The following is a 19,426-nucleotide window of genomic DNA, read 5'->3' as shown; positions in this document are numbered from 1 at the left end:
ATTAACGTTTATGTACATCTTTAAAGCTGATCATGTCCAATAGTCGTTGTTCCTTTTCATTGTCGAAGCCGCACGAACTTTTAAATTCTTTAGGATTCTGGTATGTGCCGAATAACATGTCCCACCAAACAATATCTCCATAATTGCTACTATGTTTTTCGTATTCGTGGTGGATGCGGTGCATCTCTGGCCGCTGAAAAATATAACCGATCCATTGCGGGGTTTTCACATTGGTATGATAGAAAAATTCCCCTAGTGCTGTACATAACGTATAAATAGCTCCGGCCTCTGGATTTAAACCTAATAACGTATAAACTAAAAGGCTTCCGATAATTGAATTTACAGTCATTTCCAACGGGTGTTTATAAAATGAAGTAATCACCTCTAATCGTTGAGGGCTATGGTGGATCTGATGAAAACCAAGCCATAAAAAATCTATAGTATGTCTCCAGCGATGCCACCAGTAAAAAATAAACGTTGCAATGAAGTATGCAATAATTCCACCAAGCCAATTGGATGTATAATTTGAAAGGTGTAATAATGAAATTGAAGAAAGCCATTTTTCCCAGGTAAAACCTGCCAATACAACAATGCTAAGTTGTATGAAATTAAAGACTAAAACCCTGATAGTCCATGTGGATACGTTTGGTAATTTCCAGCCTGGTTTAATTCTTTCAATCAGAAAACAGCATCCGAATACGACAAAGATAACAACTAACATAGATTTGAGATTTATTTATGAATCAAATTTAGTTACAGGTATTTTGCTGGCTTTTGATAAATGTCAAAAAAAACAGTTGATGAGAGATCATCAACTGTTGGGCTATAAATATGAAATTCACTGAGTTTAATACTGCTCGGGTAAACCCTCTTTCTTTCTGTTTTCTAAAATTTGTTCTTCAGAAATATAAGGAAGCATAAACCTTTTATAATGAACAGCCCACTCATGCCATTCCCAAAATCGCCAGGGTTTTAAGTTGAAAGTTCTATATAGTTGTTTGTCCTTAATATTTGGATCACTTTTAATTCTTTCATCGAAGCTTTCAGCGTAGATGTTAAAATTTGTTCCTTTCATTAGGTTTTCTTGATATTGAATTACTCCATTATAGGAAGAATAGGTATAGTCTTCAGTAATTATTTTGCAAAACCAGGATATTGGTGGAATATTTATTAGTATCAAAATTGCAAGGCAAATTATTAGTGTTTTTTTCATGATTTCTAATTTATTTACAAGATCCTTTTCCTAAAGGAGCTTTTCCAGGATTTGTCTTAATTCTATTGTCTCCATTATTTTTTAAAGTGCGCATCGATTGGGCTAAGCCAGCAGGCGTCATAACTCGAACCAAATTTAAGGGATCCATAAACCCAGCCATGTTTGACCACGCACTAGGTAATACTATATTACCTTTTTTACAGGCTTCGTTTATAAAATAAGTACAATTTATCCCCATTAATTCATAAGTTTTAGGCGGATTAGAAATATAGTTTAATATTGAATTAAACTTCTCATTATTTGCACCTAGATCAAAATTCATTTGAATAGTAAAATTTATGGGGTCATTAGTTGCATTGTCCACGATTTTCGATGGACCCTCAAATTTATTGCCTGCAGGATAAAAAACAATAGTTTTTTGGGTAATGCTTTCTCCATTGCTTCCTATTTTTGTTAAGGTTATTGCAGTATGTCCTACGCCATTTTTTCCATAATTCCAATCAGAGTTTTCAAAAGGCTCCTGTACTTGTACCGATATTTTATAAGTTGCTCCAACATCAGGTATATTTTCAAAGCATTTTACATAATCTTTTGGGTTTATAGCAACATGATCTTGCCCTGGCATATATGGATCATTAGGTATCATATTTGAACCTAAACCCGTCGAGGTTACTCCACCACCTCCCCCTCCACCAGAATTACCGCCGCAATCAACCTGCTTGCGATAAAGTGTAACACCTTCACCATCAAGGCTAAAATATCCTACCTCTGCTAAATTTACCCAACAGTTTCCATCAATATCCTGATACCGTACATTTAAAATTGCATAAACTGGTAGACTCGTAACTAATGTATCTGCAGGTGGGGTAATTCCTGTAGTATCTATTGTATCTGTGTTATTATCTTTATTTATTATATTACCTAATGATGCTTTTTGAGACATATTAACCCAATTACTTCCCGCTTTTGTAAACATTTGGTTTTTATTTTGGATTACTTTTTCAACTTTTTGGTGTTCCGTATTTTTTCCGTACAGGTAGTCTTTTTCAAAATTGCCATCCCAATCTTGCTCAACAATATGGCCTGTAAAACCCAGTGCGTTGTCGGGTATTTTAGTTATTCAGCTGGCATGCAATTTACCCATGCCATCTTTTCTAATCAGTAAATAATTTAAATTTTCAAAACTTATTTTAGTATTAGGGCCTAGTATAAGATAGTTTTTATACAAAAATTTGATTGGTATTGCTAAAGCTACACCATCATCAACCTTTTCTTCGTAGGCTTTATCCCAGAATGGTTCTTTATACAAGAGATGATTTATTTTAGAAAGATCGGGCTTACTTATACTCTTTGCTTTTAAGGTTAAGGGGCTATTTGGTAAAATTCGATTAGAGAAAAAATCTTTTGCCTCTTCTACTGATAATGTTCCCTGAGGACTCGCAATTGAGAAGTCCTTTTTACAGGAGTACAAGAAAAAAAATGATGCTACAAATAATAAGTATAAAATTTTGTGTGATTTTGAAAATAATTTGTTCTTCATAAGTTTAAATGGTTTAAGTGTACCCAAACTTATAAACTATTTAATATCACATTTTTGACAAATGTCAAAAACAAACTACTTTCTAATTCTACTCAACGTTTCCTGCGAGATGCCCAGATACGAAGCAATATGCCCCAAAGAAACCCTTTGAAAAAGTTGCGGACTTCTTTTAATTAACTGTTCATAACGTTCTTTGGCGCTCAGCATGCGTAACTCATTGGCTTGTGTTTCATTACGGATATAATAATACTCTGTCAGTTTCCGGCCAATAAAATTAAACTCCATATACCGGAGGTACATTTCATCAAGTTTTTCACGCTTTACAGCAATTAAAACAGAATCTTGAAGTGTTTGGATGTAATCAAAACTTGGCTGACCTGTAAAAAAGCCATAAACTGAAATCAGAAGCTCATTTTCAAATAAAAACCAGGTATTGGTTTCTTTACCATCCTTATCCAGATAGTACACCCTTGCGCCACCAGATACAATAAAATAAATGGTATTGCTGCTTTCGCCCGCATTTAAAAGTGTAGTTTTTCTTTTGATGTTAACGATATGGCTATTATTAATGATGGCGGTTTTGAGTTCATCGCTTAATGGATGAATGGCATTAAAAACGGCAAATAAATTTTGATAACCTTCAGGATAATCCTCTTTTAGCATAATTCTTTTTTTAATAGGATGCTATCATTAAATCAGGGATTATTTCAAATATAGGTTAATGTGTTAAAAAACCAGTTGGTAAATAAAAGAATTTTAATGTTAACTGTTATTTAAATTAATAATTTAAAACCAACTGATATACCGTTGTTTTAAGTTCGTCTGTATCACGGTCTTCGCATAAAAGAAATGTTGTAGTACGTTCACTTTGATGAAGCAATGTAATGCCTTCGAATTTATGCTTGCCAGAAATTTTATTGCTAAAAGTTAATTTTAGGTTTTGCAGGTTAATGCTACCCAAAAAGCTGCCCAAAATTTCTCCATCAGCATAAGTAGATTTGGTATCTTCTGCTGTTGCAATAAAAAATATTTCATTTTTAACCACAGTAGCATCTGTAAAGGATGATTCTATATGATCAATATTGGGAAGTTTAAAACTGTTGAAAGTAACCTGACCCAAATTAGCCAAGTCTGCACCTTCAATTTTAAAAATACCACTTTTGGCATCAATCCCGTTGCCCCGGTTAAAAAGCAACCATGCTTTGCCAGTGAAAACTGCACCTTCAAGATTAAAATTTTGATCGTCAATTTTAGCAACTGATCTCAGTTTACCATAAGTTTCAGTTAAATCTTTCTGAACAATTTTTTGCGTGATCAGGTTAAATTCAATCATCAGGTTTCTTTTGGATGTAGAACCCGAACCTAAGATGTAGAGCTTATCCTCGTACTGACAAAGAATTTCGAAATCAGGTTTTAATGCTTTAGGGATATTCTCTAATGGACTAAACTCATTGCCAAATAAAATCCGGATCTTTTGAAGTTGTTTGGTTTTGATGTGATATACATTCAGGTAGCCGCTGTTATCGCCAATGATATATAATAAATCTCCTGAAAGGAATAATCCCGAAGCAGAGCCTATACCTTCAATTTCAGCAAAAACTTCTAATTGTGTAGAATGCATATCTCAAAATAACAAAAAAGCACCGGTTTTAGCCGATGCTTCTAATTAATTTTATACGATTTATAAGAGACTCCAGACTAAGGACTCCCGACTATGGACTATTTCTTCAATCCAATTTCTCTCAAACGCTCATCTAAATACTCCCCGGCCGTCATATCGCTATAAGCTTTAGGATGTTCCGCATCAATGGTTGATGGTAAACTGGTTAAATCCATATCGCTGCGTGGGTGCAAGAAAAACGGAACAGAGAAACGTGAGGTTTTCATGAGTTCGCGCGGTGGGTTTACCACGCGGTGAGTGGTCGATTTTAATTTATTATTGGTTAAACGTTGTAACATATCGCCAACATTTACCACGATATCCGTATGGTGTGCTTTAATTGGCAACCACTCATTGCTACGGGTTAATACTTCCAAGCCATCAGCACTGGCACCAATTAATAAGGTAATCAGGTTAATATCTTCGTGGGCACCTGCACGTACCGCATCATCAGGGATGGTTTCCGGGTTTTCGATCGGGAAGTAATGGATACCCCTCAAAATTGAATTTCCATTGTGCACATGTTTATCGAAATAATTGATCGGTAACTCCAGATAAGTTGCAATGGCACGTAATAAATGCGTTCCGTTTTCTTCCAGTTTTTCATAAATATCGCCTGTTACTTTATTAAATTCAGGTAATTCTTCTAAAACTTCATTGTCAGGATATTCATTTTTAACCGGATCTCCATCGGTAACTTCCTGACCAATCTGCCAAAATTCTTTCAAGTCTGGCGTTTTAGCACCTTTAGCCGTTTCTTTACCCGCACTGGTGTAACCACGTTGACCAGCTAATTCTGGTTTTTCGTATTTTCTTTTGGTTTCAACAGGTAAAGAAAAAGCCGCTTTAATATTTTCATAAAGCTTATCAATCAGTTCCTGGCTTAAACCATGGTTAGTAATCGTAACAAAACCCGAATCGTTAAAAGCCCTGCCCAATTCATCAGAAAACTTTTTACGGTCTTCTTCAGAACCATTGACGTAAGAGCCTAAATCCAGGCAAGGAATATACGGTGTAGACATAATTTTAAATTTTAATGTTATACGAATTTAAAAAAGAATTGTTAATAAGTGTGTTTTGCGGATTGATTTGTGGTCTAAAAATTTATATATCAATATTTTAAGTTATTAACATAAACACCCGAATTAACAAATTGTTGCGATTGTCATGCAAAATCCATTATAATTTTAAAGCAAACTACAGCCTGTTTTTTTGCGTATAATTAGATGTAAATACTTCAATAAATGCTGTAAGGTTTACAGATAATTTGCGACTAATAAAATAAACACACACATGAAAAAAATAATTTTAATCCTATTAGCGGTATTGGCCTTAAACCAGGCAAATGCACAAGGGAAAAAAACAGAGAAGGCTACATTTGGAATGGGGTGTTTCTGGTGTACTGAAGCAATATTTCAACGTTTAAAAGGCGTTGTTTCGGTTAAATCAGGATACGAAGGAGGCACATTAACCAATCCAACTTACGAAGAAGTTTGCACCGGTGCTACCGGACATGCAGAGGTTTTGGAGATTACCTATAACCCCATGGTGATTTCTTACGATGATTTATTGGAGGTTTTTTGGAAAAGCCACGATCCAACAACTTTAAACCGTCAGGGTGCCGATAGTGGTACACAATACCGTTCGGTGGTTTTTTACCATACACCTGAACAAAAACAACTGGCAGAAAAATACAAGGCCGAATTGAATAAAACCAATGCTTATGGCAAAAAAGTGGTCACTGCTATTGAGGCTGCCAAACCGTTTTATGTGGCCGAAAACTACCACCAGAATTATTTTAATAAAAACGGAAGCGAGCCTTATTGCAGATTGGTGATCCAGCCAAAAATAGATAAACTGGAAAAAATATTTAAAGCGAAGCTTAAAAATTAAATATTTATTTTGCTGGGCCCTGCAATAAACATTGCAGGGCTTTTTCTTATTTAAGCATTTTAACCATGTTATGGTAAAAAGAATTGTACTCAATATCGATACCCGAAAAATTGCCGATGCGGCCAGTTTTTATATAGATATCCTTGGCCTCGAGCTGATGATGGATCACGGTTGGATTGCCACTTATGGAGCCACTGATCAAAAATGGATGTGCAAATCAGTTTTGCATCTGAAGGCGGATCGGGTACACCAACACCTGATTTATCCATCGAGGTTGAGGATGTTGATGTGGTATTCGAAAAAGTGAAAGCTGCCGGATTTCCTATTGAATATGGCCCTGCAAACGAACCTTGGGGAGTACGCAGATTTTACACCAGGGATCCCTTTGGAAAGTTGATTAATATTTTAAGCCATATTGAAGATTAATTTATGTTTAAAGATCAATATAAATGACAGAAGCTTTTAATGCAATAGATGGCTGCGGGGAGTCGTCATTGCGAAGAGGCTTTTTCAGCCGAGGAAGCAATCTTACCACGATCGCTACGTGCCTCGCAATGACGGCTTTTCTTTATAAAACCTGTTGGAGATGTCGGGCTCGATTAATCAATCCAACCATCCTTTTGCTTTTTCTAACAGCTCACTGCCTTTTTTGCCAATCTCTTTTTTCCCTTTTTCTATGGTCGAAGGTTGGGTATATTGACTTACCGAATTGGAAAGCGCTTTAAACTTATTGATGCCCGCAAACACTTCCCCGGTATAAGGAACACCTTGTTCCTTCATCAGTTTTTCCCAATTTACCTTAGCCAATAGGGCAATCATATATTTAGTGGCAATTTTGCCGATAAATGCTTTATCGTACACACCAGTTAAAGCTTTATCAGATTTGCGCTCTTTTACATAAACCATGCTTTGTTGCAAAGCTTCGCGTTCTGAATTGGAAAATAATGCACTTCGACTCAATTTTTCCAGTGCAGGAAGCGATTTTTCAGGCTTTTCTTTTTTTAAATTCAGATAAGCAGTAATTCCCCAAACCAGTTCATTCTGGATGCCAAGTTTATTCATATCGGTTAAAAAAGCCTCAAAATCTTCAAGCGATCGTTCTTCATCTATTTTACGTTCCATCCTCATCCGATCAAAACCCCTGAAAATGTAATTCATTCCATGAAAAGCTAAGTGTGTTTGCTCATCATTTAAATTTCCCCAGCCAAAAAAGGATTTCGTGTAGGGCAATGGAATTTTCTCATTTTTATCGAGCCACTTAATGTTCCTCGAAAGGCCATCTTCTGAAAGGTAAAACAGGCTGTTACTAAAAAACAGAAAACCGCGGACAAATTCGAGCAGGGTTTTGATTTCGCAATCATCAAGCAGTTCGGGTTGGGTTTTGGAGCATTCGTAAAGGGCAAAAGGTTGGCCCAAATCCCTGGTGGCCAATACGGCCATGCTTAAAATGGCATGTTCTATATTCTGATAATAAGCCTTATCCGAATCTTTGAAAAAAGGATTTGGTGTTTTTGTCCCCGAGTTCATGGTAATGAAACCCTCCGTTAAGAGTGGAAAAACATCTTCATCGGTTTCTTTTACAAACTGTTTCACCGAGCGGTATTCCTTATACACCCTGAGTGCATCAATCACAGAGATCCTGTCGTTACCATGGCCGTTAATGCTATTTAAAGTTTTAACCACACTTTGTGCCTGTTTACTGAATTTCTGGTATTCAGGCTGGGTGGTATCCTGTACAGCAGTTGAGCGCACGGCTATTTTTGCAAACTTATAAAAAATGATTTTATCGTAATTAATGTTTTCTGAGAGTTTCTTTTTATCGAGTTCGAGCAGGAGCTGATCGGTTTTCTCTCCGGAACATGATATAAAAAATAGTATAACGCAGCACAAGAATAAATTTTTCATGAGGTAATTCGCTTTATAAATAGATGTATAAAACTAAGTTTTTCGCTGTTAAAAAAGATGCGAAATAAGATTTTGCCAGCATTTATGTTGTTTTTTAGGTTTAATTTTATGTTTTATTAAGAAACTATTAAAAATGAAGTCTTTTTTGCTGCAGACTCGTAAAATATATTACTTAATCGATATGGTTTTTAGGAGATTGATAACGCGCTTCTAATGTTGTTTTAATGTCTTTTTTAAATTTAAAGATTAAGCTTTTAAATTTTGGACTAAACTTTGATAAATGCCTATTAGAAAAGGTGATATTTCTAATTTTTAGGCAATTTTTTTAAGAATTAATGCCTTAAAATTCGTGGGATGTTTAAAATCATTCTAAATTTGTAAATCCTTTAAAATAAGATGACAAAAAAGAAAAAGACAGTTGGTAAAACTGACGCTGATGTAATTTTAATAGGGGCAGGCATCATGAGTGCAACCCTTGGTGTTTTGTTAAAACAATTAGAGCCCAATTTAAGTATCGAAATCTACGAACGTTTGGATATTGCTGCAGCAGAAAGTTCTGATGCATGGAATAATGCCGGAACGGGGCACTCTGCTTTTTGCGAATTAAACTATACCCCCGAGAAGAAGGACGGTACGGTTGAAATTAAAAAGGCGGTTCAGATTGCGGAGCATTTTGAGGTATCTAAGCAGTTTTGGTCTTATTTGGTAAATAAAGGACTGGTTTCTGACCCTTGCAATTTTATCCGCAATATTCCCCATATGAGTTTTGTTTGGGGTAAAAAGAATGTAGATTATCTTAAAAAACGCTATGATGCATTAACACAATGCGATTTGTTTAGCGATATGCAGTTTACCGAAGATGCGGAACAGGTAAAAAACTGGGCCCCATTGATTATGGATGGTCGCAAGAAAAACGAAAAAGTTGCTGCAACCAAAATGGATTTAGGAACCGATGTTAACTTCGGTACTTTAACCCGCGATATGTTTAACAACTTAAAGGAGCAAAGTAATGTGAATATCCATTTTAACCACGAAATCCGCGACCTGAAAAAGAACAAGGATGGCAACTGGATTGTAAAGGTGAAAGATCTTGAAAGTGGAGATAAGCGTAAACGTATAGCTAAATTTGTATTTATCGGTGCTGGTGGAGGTTCATTACCCTTGTTGGAAAAATCATACATTCCTGAAGGAAAAGGTTTTGGTGGTTTCCCGGTAAGCGGGCAATGGCTGAAATGTACCAATGAGGAAATTATTAAGAAACACCATGCCAAGGTTTACGGAAAAGCAGCGGTTGGTGCGCCACCAATGTCGGTACCGCATTTGGATACCAGGATGATTAATGGCAAACAAGCCTTGTTATTTGGTCCGTATGCTGGGTTTTCGACCAAATTCCTTAAAAATGGTTCATTTTTAGATTTGCCGAAATCGATTAAATTCAATAATATCCGTCCGATGATTTCTGCCGGATTGCACAACCTTGATTTAACCAAATATTTGATTGAGCAGGTAAGGCAGTCGCCAGAGGATAGGTTAGAGGCATTAAAAGAATATTTACCAACGGCCGAGCTTAAAGACTGGGAGTTGGAATATGCCGGACAACGTGTTCAGGTAATTAAAAAAGACGAAAAACAAGGTGGTATTTTAGAGTTTGGTACCGAAGTGGTTAGTGCAGCCGATGGTTCTATTGCAGCTTTATTAGGGGCATCTCCGGGAGCTTCAACAGCGGTATCGATTATGCTCGATTTATTAAACCGTTGTTTTGCTGAAGATTTAGCTACTGAGGAATGGCAAGCTAAAATTAAAGAGATGATTCCTACTTATGGAAAATCGCTTGCCCAGGATGCTGAGCTTTGTAAAGCAACCAGAAATAAAACTTCGAAAATTTTGAAGATAGAAAATGTTGTAGTGGCTTAGGCCATAACAATAATAAATTTTTGAAAGGTCCTGATGTAAATCGGGACCTTTTTTATTTGTGCTACCTATGAATCGTCCCGTGGGGACATGCCCACCAATTAATACTCATTCGATGCACCGTGCCGGCGGGATGTATAATTGGTAATATAAACAAAAGGTTTTTTCGTTGCGTAGGAAGGTTTTGTGTTTCTCTTCACAGGCCTTATGATAATAAACCTGATGGGAACGGCAGCTTCCGGTTTTTTCAATCGGAACTATAGTGTACAGCAGGACTGGTGGGGCCGATAGCAAACCGGACCTTGCTTTTCTAAAAAAAAAGCCCACTTCCAAATAAAAAGGGTATCCAATTGCTTGAATACCCTTTTGCTGAAATCTTTTTATCGTTATGCAGCAATCACTTCTGCAACTTCGTCGGCAGAAATATCGCTGTGTGATGCTTCCAGTACGCAATCGCCATCTTTTATTACTAAAATTTGTGGCGATTGATGAGCTACCTGAAATATCTCTGCAATTTTGTTCGAAATATCGCGGTAACTGATCAGGTCTAAAAAGTAAAGTGTTGTATCTGCCGGAATCACGTCCCAATCAAATTCGAAATTCTTTTTAGCCATTAAACTGATAGAACAACGTGTACTGTGTTTAAAAATAAGGCTAAAACCGCTTGTGTTTTTGATTTCATCAAGCTGTTCTATTGAAGTTAAGTTAACCCAAGTCATGATATTATATTATTGTTTACAGGATAACAGTTGCAGTTGAATAAAGTTCTGCAAATGACCTGAATATGAAGATTGTTGATTGGAAGCTTAGTTTCTTCTGCGTTTTCCTTCAGGATAAGATCCGTAAGCAGGACAAAGTTTAGAAGAACAAGATTCTAAAATGGTAATGGTGCAAAACACCGCCAATAATAAGATGGCTACTTTTTTCATCCGTATAAGTTATTTTCAATGGTGAAGAAGCAATCGCGGTATCCGCAATATTTTCATCGATCTGATAAATTTTAAACTTCTAAGTTACAAATAATTATTAAAACACAAGTTTAAATCTGTGCAGAAAAATCGGCCATTTTAATGGCAGTAATTGCAGCCTCATCGCCTTTGTTGCCGTGTTTACCACCTGCACGATCTTGTGCCTGCTCTAAATTATTAGTGGTTAAAACCCCAAAAATAACGGGTTTACTATATTTAATGCCCACATTTGTTACACCCTGTGCTACAGCATCGCAAATAAAATCGAAATGTTTGGTATCGCCCTGTATTACACAGCCTAAACAAACTACGGCATCGATATCACTTCTTTTGCTCAACAAAATTTCTGCTCCTCCGGTTAGTTCAAAACTTCCTGGTACTGGTAAAGAAACAATATTCTCTTCAGCAACGCCATTTGCTAACAAGGTTTTTAATGCACCATTATATAAAGCGCCGGTAATTTCGGCATTCCACTCGGCTACAATAATCCCAAATTTATAGTTTACACCACTAGGAACAGTGGTATGAGAGAAATCAGATAGATTTTTTAATTGTGTTGACATGGGGACAAAGATAATGTTATGCCTCGAATGTTAAAAACCTTAATGTTTGCTGGTTGTAACATTTATTGCTTTAATACTTAGATTCGTATCACAATCAGATAAATTTTAACCGCTTATGGAATTTAGGCGTTAAATCCATCTTTAATTAAAATGCAAATCTACCTTATGAACTTATCGCTACGCTTTTCCGCTTTATTTCTTTTTATCTTTTTGCTATCGTTTAATGCCTTTGCTCAGCAGAAATATACGCTAAACGATTTTGATAAGGTCGATTCTATTGCCAACCTGCCCCAACCTAAAGATGCGCTGGCACTGGTTGAAAAAATAAGCGAACATGCTCATCAAACACACAATGCCCCTTTATTAATTAAGTCGGTTATTTACCGGATGATGTTTCAAAGTTACCTGGAAGAAAATGCTTTTGATAAGATTTTGATTGATTTACGTAAAGATATCAGTAATGCAAAACAACCCGAAAAAAGTATTTTGCAATCACTTTTAGCCGAAACCTATTGGAATTACCTGCAACAAAACCACTGGCAAATTAACCAGCGCACACAGGTGCAAGGCTACATTGGCGATGATATTAAAACCTGGAGCATCAAAAAACTGAACGATGAAACGGTTAAATACTACCTGCTATCTTTAAAAGAAAGCCAACTTTTACAACAGATAAAAGTAGATACCCTTGATGCCGTTTTGGCCGGCGATAAAAAATACAGAAGTTTTCGGCCTAGTTTGTACGATTTGCTGGCCCACCGCGCCATCGATGTTTTTAGCAATACCCAGATTGGCCTTACACAATATGATGATGAATTAATTGACATGGGAGATGTAGGTTTATTTGGGAAGAGACAAACATTTTTGGCTATTGCGATTCCAGCCGACAGCACTTCATTTACGCCGCAGGCTTTGCAGTTATTTAAAAACCTGATTAAATTTCATCAGAATAGTAATAATTTTTCTGCTCTGGCTGATGTAGATTTAAAACGGTTAAAATTTGTACAACAGCATTTTACCGGCGATAGTGAGGGGTTGTATTACAGTGCTTTAAACCAACTGGCCGAACAAAGCACTCAAACCGAAGTTTACGCTGATATTTTGTATGAGCAGGCCCTTATACATAAAAACCTGCAGCTGCCGGTTGATAGCAACAAGCAGAACCTGGTTAAAGCGCTTGCTTTAGCCGAAAAAGCGATAGTTGCTTTTCCTAAAAGTATTGGTGCGGAGAATGCAGGGAAGTTGATTAAAGAGATAAAAAGCAGCGATTTGTCTGTTAAAATAAAACAATATATACAGCCTGATAAACCCGCCCAGTTGTACCTGTCGTACAAAAATGCAGATACCATACATTTACGGTTGTACCATTCGCCTCAATTTAAAAACGAATATGAACAGTTTAACAACAAGGCCGAGTTTTCAGCTTTTTTAAGCAAAAATAAGGTGGTTAAACAGTGGAATATAACCGTACCGGAAACAAGCGATTACCAAACACATTCGTTGATTGATAAATTGGATGCTTTGCCTTTTGGGAGTTATACATTGATTGTACAAACCTTTAACCGCAAACAGAACGATACGCTATACAGTAGCGTCAATTTTAAGGTTACTAAAATGGCGGTAATCAATAGGCGTAATCTTAATAAACATGAATATTTTGTTAGCGATCTTGGTAGTGGTGCGCCTTTAAAACAGGTAAATATCAGGCAACGGAGATATGATTATAATACCCGTAAATATGTTGATGGTACTTTATTAACCACTAACGATGACGGTTATGCCAGTACTGATGAAATTCAGGCGAATAGGAGTGCTGCACTGGTAACCTTGGGTAAAGATGAATTACAGATCAGCATCAACAATTACAATAGCTACTACGGGGATGACGAAGACGAGGATAAAGAGCGTGTAATTCTATTTACCGACAGACCGATTTACCGCCCCGGACAAACCATTTATTACAAAGGATTATGTTTAAAACTTCAAAAAGGGAAGAATAAAATAGAAGTAAACAAAGCGCTCGATGTCTCTTTTAAAGATGCAAACAGAAAAGAAATTACCACCACTAAGGTGATGAGTAATGATTACGGAACTTTTCAGGGATCTTTTACCATTCCAATGGGGAAATTAAATGGCCAAATGGGAATCGAAACCACTTATGGCAGTATTTATGTACAGGTTGAGGAGTATAAACGACCTACTTTTGAGCTGGTTTTTGATAAGCGCAACCAGCATTACAAATTAAATGACAGCATTAAAGTTTCGGGTACGGCCAGTGCTTTCTCTGGATATTCAGTAAGCAATGCAAAGGTAAATTATAAGGTTTTTAGTAAGGTAATAGATAATTATAGCTTAAGCTACGCACAACGTAATGCCATTTACGGCTCAAGAATGTATGCCGAAAGGAAACAAATTGCCATTGGTAAAACAAATACCAAAGCAGGCGGTAAATTCGAGATTGCTTTTTTAGCAAAAGCCAGCGATACCCGGCTAAACTATAGTTATGAAATTGAAGCGGAAGTAACAGATTTGAACGGCGAAACCCGTACTAAAACCACCAGTTTAAATGTTGGAAAAAAGGATATTACACTTAATATCAGTGCCGAACAAATTGTTTACGTGAGCAATAAAACTGATAGCATTTCATTTTCGGTAACCAATTTAAACAACGAACCCATCAAAGCCGGCATTAAAGCAGAATGGAGCTTATTACAGGCCCCATCTAGATTGATGAACAAAAGTCCTTTTTATGCCGAAAATTACGCAATGGCTAAGGAAGTGTTTATAAAAAACTTTCCGGATGATGATTATAACAATGAGCTTGAAGTAGCTAAATGGCCGGTAAAATCGGTCGGATTTAGGCAAAATCCTGGGGTTAAAAACGGTCGCGGCAACCTAACCTTTAGCCAAAAAGACCTGAAACCAGGTTATTACAAAATCAGTTTATCAGCTGTAAATGAACAGAACGATACCCTTAAAATGGATAAATACGTTATCATTTACAATGAAAAGCCTGCAGAAATACAAAGTAACTGGGAGTGGGTTATAGCAGAAAAAACCAACATTAAACCTACCGAAAGCGCTATATTTCGTTTGGCAGGCTTAACTAAAAATGCTAAAGCATATTACGAGGTTTATTATCGAGACAGCATAGCCGAAAAAGTTTGGATTGATGTTTCGCCGATGCAAAAAATCATTAAAATAAAACCAAAAGCTTATTATGAAGATGGATTTGCCGTACAGTTTACCATGGTACATCAAGGCACTACCTATAATTCGCCAATGTTTGTTAAAATCATCGATCCTGATAAAACACTTGATATTAAATTTTTAACCTTTCGGGATAAATTACAGCCCGGTGAAAAGGAGAGCTGGAAATTGCAGATCAGTAATCGTAACGGCGAAAAACAAATGGCAGAAATGGTAGCCACATTATACGATGCAAGCCTGGATGACCTGAAACAAATGTATTGGAATACCAGTTTACAAACCAATTTTAACTACGGTTTTTATAACTGGAACTATAATGTAAATAATATTGCAAACCCGGGTTACCTGTGGTTTTTAAGGTCAGATCATAGTTATAGTGCAATAACACGCGGTTACGAAAACCTGAACTTGTTTGGATACAAATATTACGGAGGATATAATTATGGTTACCGCAACTATATGGATAATTTACGGCGACCTAAAAGAAAAGGACTGTTGCCGGAGGGATTGAAAAAACTGGCTGAATTAGAAAACGGTAAATTAGTTTACGGGGTGGTATTCGATAGCCAGGGCGAAACATTACCAGGTGTGCAGGTAAAATGGGGTAAAATTATAACAAGTACCGATGTTTTTGGCATTTACACCATTGATGCCAAAGCAGGAGAAAAATTAAATTTCACTTATATCGGATATAAATCGTATTCGATAAAAATAGGGAATAAAAAGCGTGTAGATGTTGTACTGAAAGATGATGGTACGGCTTTACGTGAGGTGGTGGTTACAGGTTATGGATCTCAGAAAAAAACAAGTTATGCTGCTTCGAGTGCACAAATTACGGCAGCAGCTCCTTTGCAAGGTAAAGCTGCAGGCTTAGCGACTGATGCAATTTATGGCAGTAGATCTGCAGATACACTGGCTTTTGCAACGGAAGTTAAAAGCAAGTCAGAAACACTACGTGAGGAAATAGAATCCCTTAAAATCAAAAATATAACCCCCCGTACTAATTTTAATGAGCTTGCCTTTTTTTATCCGCAGTTGTTAACTGATGCCAAAGGCGAGATCAAAATCGAATTTACCATTCCACAAAGTTTAACCCGTTATAAAATGATGGGTTTTGCACATACCAAAGATTTAAAAACAGCGTATATCACTAATGAACTGGTTACCCAAAAACAATTGGCCATTGCAATCAATGCTCCGCGTTTTTTTCGCGAAGGGGATACGATTTTGTTGAGCGCCAAGCTCAATAACCTGGCGGGTAAAAAACTTACAGGCAATGCCAGTTTAACACTTGCAGATGCCCTAACAGCTAAACCGATCCGGATTTTTGCAGCAAATGAAAAAACTGAAAAAACTTTTGAAATCGACGATGAAGGCAATACTGTTCTAAAATGGGCCCTGATTATCCCATCGGGCATTAGTGCCATTACCTACAAAGTTTTGGCCCAGAGTGGCAAATTTAGCGATGGTGAGGAAAATACCATTCCGGTTTTAGCAAATGCCATGTTGGTAACCGAAAGTATGCCGATAAATGTGCGCGGCAATACCAGCAAAACGTTCGATTTCGAAAAGCTCGAAAAATCGCGTAGTTCCAAAACTTTACGCAACCAGCGTTTAACTTTTGAGTTTACCTCAAACCCGGTATGGTATGCGGTACAGGCTTTGCCTTATTTAATGGAATATCCTTACGAGTGTGCAGAGCAAACGTTCAGCCGTTTTTATGCCAATAGTTTTGCAACAGGAATTATTAATTCATCGCCAAAAATTAAAACAGTTTTTGATCAATGGAAAAACACCAATAATGGGGAAGCGCTTTTATCCAACCTGGAAAAAAACCAGGAACTCAAATCTATTTTATTGGAAGAAACACCCTGGGTACGCAACGCGGATAATGAAACTGAACGCAAAAAACGTTTAGCTGTGCTTTTCGATTTAAACCGGATGACTTATGAGTTGAAAAACAATTTTGAGAAATTAGAGAAAATGCAGTTCAATAACGGTGCTTTCCCGTGGTTTAACGGTATGGGAGAAGACAGGTACATTACGCAACACATCGTTTTAGGAATGGGGCAGTTAAAAAAACTGAAACTGATTGACGAAAAAGCCTATCCAAACTTTAATAAAATGCTCAGTAAAGCTATTGTTTATCTGGATGCAGCTTTAGTTAAAGATTATAATGATGAAGTGAAGGGAAAACGTTTTGCTTACTTGCCACTTCACTACCTGTTTGCCCGAAGTTATACCGATCAAAAAAACACCAGTACCGATTTTGTAAAAGCCAAAGAATTTTACCTTAAAAAACTAACAGCCAACTGGAAAAACTTTGATGCCTATCAATTAGCACAAACAGCCTTAGTGCTCAACAGGAATGGTAACAGCTTGGAAGCGAAAAAAATTATTACACTGCTAAATCAAACTGCACAACAAAACGATGAACTGGGCATGTATTGGGCTACAAACAAAGCAGGTTGGTGGTGGTATCAAAGTCCGGTTGAAACTCAAGCTTTGTTAATTGAAGTATTCGATGAGGTAGCAAATGATGCCAAAGCGGTTGAAGAAATGAAAATCTGGCTACTTAAAAATAAACAAACCAACGATTGGAAAACCACTAAAGCTACTACAGCGGCATGTTATGCACTATTAATGAAAGGTACCGATTTATTAACCGAAAGTAAGGAGCCTGAAATTACCATTGGCGGTGAGAAACTGGAAGATCTGCAGCAACCAAATGCCACAAAAGAAGCCGGAACGGGTTACCAGAAATTAACCATTGCCGGTGTAAATGTAAAACCTGAAATGGGTAAGGTAGCCGTTAAAAATAATAACAAAACCATAGCCTGGGGTGCATTTTACTGGCAATATTTTGAGCAGCTGGATAAAATAACATCGGCAAATACAGGAATTAAAATTAAAAAGCAATTATTTATTCAGAAAGCCAGCAATAAAGGTGATATACTTACGCCGCTTACTGCAGCCAATATATTGGCACCGGGAGATTTATTAAAGGTACGTATAGAAATTTATTGCGACAGGGATATGGAATACATCCACTTGAAAGATATGCGTTCATCAGGTTTTGAACCTGTAAATGTAATCTCCCAATATAAATATCAGGATGGCCTGGGTTATTACGAAAGTACAAAAGATGCTTCAACCAATTTCTTTATCAGTTATATGCCTAAAGGAACTTATGTATTCGAATACCCGTTACGGGTTACCCATGCCGGAAACTTTTCGAATGGGATTACCAGTTTGCAAAGCATGTATGCGCCTGAGTTTACTACACACTCAGCCGGTATAAGGGTTAATGTCAAATAAATGGGTTACAAACCTAGCAGGTTTTTAAAACCTGCTAGGTTTAAAATACATCGATCGTCCTCCCGACTGAATTGCAACGGAGTGGAGAGATCTATCAGTAGATTTAATTTAACTGGATTCCTCCATATGTGGCTCCTATGGGAATAGTTTTTTTCCCGATCCAAATTTGGCTGCGGTCAAATTTGGATATTTTGTTTTTGGCAACAATAAAAGCCCGGTGGCAACGGATAAAATCTGCTTTTGGCAATAGTTCAGCCAGATCATTAATGGTAATGCGAGAGCTTAACAATTTATCTTGAAGCTGGATTTGTGTGTAATTTCCAGAAGCTTCCACATAGAGGATTTCTGTCAATTCCACCTTAATTTGTTCATAACCGTCTTTTATAAAAATGTATTCCGATTTGGCCTCCTGTTTCTGGTTTCGCAAGTTAAAGAGTTCCTGGGCCTTATTGCAGGCCTTTAAAAAACGTGAAAGGGAAAAAGGTTTTAACAAATAATCAACAGCATCAAGTTCAAAACTTTGTACGGCGTGCTCGGTATAAGCGGTAGTGAAAATCACCATTGGGGGTTTGCTCAAACTCTTTAAAAAATCAATGCCACTAATGTCGGGCATTTTGATATCCAGAAAAAGCAGATCAACTTTGTTGTGTTGAAGATAACTGATCGCAGCGAAAGCATCGGTAAAAGTTTGTTGCAAATCTACAAACGGAACTTTTGATGCATGAGATTTTATAATATCAAGTGCAATCGGTTCATCATCTATAGCTATGGCAATCATGTTTTTATTTGTTCTTTGTGTTTTTTTTCCCTGTCATGCTGATGAAGGAAGCCTATGATTTGGTAAAATTCGTATGGCTAGTAATATTTTTACAAATGGATAGTTCTTTAAGTTTATCCCAATTATCGTTTATAATAGCCTCTTTCTTTTTTCTCGACCAGCCTTTAATCTGTTTTTCAAAACTTATTGCTTCGTTAATGTCTTTAAAGTGCTCGCAAAATACTAAAACTAGCGGTCTTTTGGTTGAGGTGTAGCAAGTTGGATTTATAGCATTATGGTGTTCGTATAGGCGCCTATCAATATCATCGGTAACACCTGTATAATAGGAGTGATCAGCACATTTTAAAATATAGACCGTATAAGTTTCCATTTAATTTTTGCGCTTCGACTCAGGTCATTATAGAGGGTGTCATCCTGAGCGGAGTAGAAGGACATTTTAAATATAGTAAAATCAAGATAAATCTAAC

At 36.8% G+C, this 19,426-nt stretch carries 17 protein-coding genes; 4 read left to right on the top strand and 13 right to left on the bottom strand.

Annotated features, from left to right (window positions below; genetic code table 11):
- Window position 1: 1 nt before the first annotated feature.
- The 7 genes from R2R28_RS23795 to R2R28_RS23765 form a co-directional block, all read right to left on the bottom strand.
- Window positions 2–721, bottom strand: a complete 720-nt coding sequence (locus R2R28_RS23795; protein WP_316828153.1) for a sterol desaturase family protein — start codon at window positions 719–721, stop codon at window positions 2–4.
- 126 nt (window positions 722–847) lie between these two features.
- Entirely contained in the window at window positions 848–1,213 is a 366-nt protein-coding gene (locus R2R28_RS23790; protein WP_316828152.1) for a hypothetical protein, read from the bottom strand.
- Between the two features lie 10 nt (window positions 1,214–1,223).
- Window positions 1,224–2,189: a hypothetical protein gene (locus R2R28_RS23785; RefSeq protein WP_316828151.1), complete on the bottom strand. Its 966-nt coding sequence runs from the start codon at window positions 2,187–2,189 to the stop codon at window positions 1,224–1,226.
- A gap of 144 nt (window positions 2,190–2,333) precedes the next feature.
- Window positions 2,334–2,753, bottom strand: a complete 420-nt coding sequence (locus R2R28_RS23780; RefSeq protein ID WP_316828150.1) for a hypothetical protein — start codon at window positions 2,751–2,753, stop codon at window positions 2,334–2,336.
- A gap of 75 nt (window positions 2,754–2,828) precedes the next feature.
- Entirely contained in the window at window positions 2,829–3,416 is a 588-nt protein-coding gene (locus R2R28_RS23775) for a Crp/Fnr family transcriptional regulator (protein ID WP_316828149.1), read from the bottom strand.
- A 115-nt stretch (window positions 3,417–3,531) separates the two neighbouring features.
- Entirely contained in the window at window positions 3,532–4,374 is an 843-nt protein-coding gene (locus R2R28_RS23770) for a DUF6929 family protein (RefSeq protein ID WP_316828148.1), read from the bottom strand.
- 98 nt (window positions 4,375–4,472) lie between these two features.
- Window positions 4,473–5,435: an isopenicillin N synthase family dioxygenase gene (locus tag R2R28_RS23765; RefSeq protein ID WP_316828147.1), complete on the bottom strand. Its 963-nt coding sequence runs from the start codon at window positions 5,433–5,435 to the stop codon at window positions 4,473–4,475.
- Between the two features lie 271 nt (window positions 5,436–5,706).
- On the opposite strand from R2R28_RS23765, the gene msrA reads away from it, so the two are divergent.
- The gene (gene msrA / locus R2R28_RS23760) at window positions 5,707–6,306 is read left to right on the top strand and encodes a peptide-methionine (S)-S-oxide reductase MsrA (protein ID WP_316828146.1); all 600 of its coding nucleotides are present in this window, start codon (window positions 5,707–5,709) and stop codon (window positions 6,304–6,306) included.
- 204 nt (window positions 6,307–6,510) lie between these two features.
- Window positions 6,511–6,732, top strand: a complete 222-nt coding sequence (locus R2R28_RS23755) for a VOC family protein (protein WP_316828145.1) — start codon at window positions 6,511–6,513, stop codon at window positions 6,730–6,732.
- 177 nt (window positions 6,733–6,909) lie between these two features.
- Here the strand turns inward: R2R28_RS23755 and R2R28_RS23750 are convergent, their stop codons facing one another.
- Complete coding sequence (locus R2R28_RS23750; RefSeq protein ID WP_316828144.1) at window positions 6,910–8,211, bottom strand: hypothetical protein; 1,302 nt, start codon at window positions 8,209–8,211, stop codon at window positions 6,910–6,912.
- Between the two features lie 396 nt (window positions 8,212–8,607).
- Here R2R28_RS23750 and R2R28_RS23745 point away from each other — a divergent pair, with 396 nt between their 5' ends.
- On the top strand, window positions 8,608–10,125 hold the full coding sequence (locus R2R28_RS23745; protein ID WP_316828143.1) for a malate:quinone oxidoreductase: 1,518 nt from the start codon (window positions 8,608–8,610) through the stop codon (window positions 10,123–10,125).
- Between the two features lie 383 nt (window positions 10,126–10,508).
- Here R2R28_RS23745 and ytxJ read toward each other — a convergent pair whose 3' ends face one another.
- The 3 genes from ytxJ to ribH all read right to left on the bottom strand — a co-directional run bounded on the left by ytxJ (window position 10,509) and on the right by ribH (window position 11,653).
- Complete coding sequence (gene ytxJ, locus R2R28_RS23740) at window positions 10,509–10,841, bottom strand: bacillithiol system redox-active protein YtxJ (protein ID WP_316828142.1); 333 nt, start codon at window positions 10,839–10,841, stop codon at window positions 10,509–10,511.
- Window positions 10,842–10,928: 87 nt separating this feature from the next.
- Window positions 10,929–11,051: a hypothetical protein gene (locus R2R28_RS23735; protein WP_255420130.1), complete on the bottom strand. Its 123-nt coding sequence runs from the start codon at window positions 11,049–11,051 to the stop codon at window positions 10,929–10,931.
- A 110-nt stretch (window positions 11,052–11,161) separates the two neighbouring features.
- Window positions 11,162–11,653, bottom strand: coding sequence for a 6,7-dimethyl-8-ribityllumazine synthase (ribH, locus tag R2R28_RS23730; RefSeq protein WP_316828141.1), 492 nt, complete (start codon window positions 11,651–11,653; stop codon window positions 11,162–11,164).
- Window positions 11,654–11,818: 165 nt separating this feature from the next.
- On the opposite strand from ribH, the gene R2R28_RS23725 reads away from it, so the two are divergent.
- Window positions 11,819–18,181, top strand: coding sequence for an alpha-2-macroglobulin family protein (locus tag R2R28_RS23725; RefSeq protein ID WP_316828140.1), 6,363 nt, complete (start codon window positions 11,819–11,821; stop codon window positions 18,179–18,181).
- Between the two features lie 103 nt (window positions 18,182–18,284).
- Here R2R28_RS23725 and R2R28_RS23720 read toward each other — a convergent pair whose 3' ends face one another.
- Both R2R28_RS23720 and R2R28_RS23715 read right to left on the bottom strand, forming a co-directional pair.
- On the bottom strand, window positions 18,285–18,959 hold the full coding sequence (locus R2R28_RS23720; RefSeq protein WP_316828139.1) for a LytTR family DNA-binding domain-containing protein: 675 nt from the start codon (window positions 18,957–18,959) through the stop codon (window positions 18,285–18,287).
- A 52-nt stretch (window positions 18,960–19,011) separates the two neighbouring features.
- Window positions 19,012–19,329: a GIY-YIG nuclease family protein gene (locus tag R2R28_RS23715; protein WP_316828138.1), complete on the bottom strand. Its 318-nt coding sequence runs from the start codon at window positions 19,327–19,329 to the stop codon at window positions 19,012–19,014.
- Between the last annotated feature and the right edge of the window lie 97 nt (window positions 19,330–19,426).

Origin of the sequence: Pedobacter miscanthi (assembly GCF_032678605.1) — a bacterium.
In the GTDB taxonomy this organism is placed as follows: Bacteria; Bacteroidota; Bacteroidia; order Sphingobacteriales; family Sphingobacteriaceae; genus Pedobacter; species Pedobacter miscanthi_A.
The sequence above is the reverse complement of the archived record's forward strand: the minus strand, read 5'-3'. Positions and strand labels throughout refer to the sequence as shown.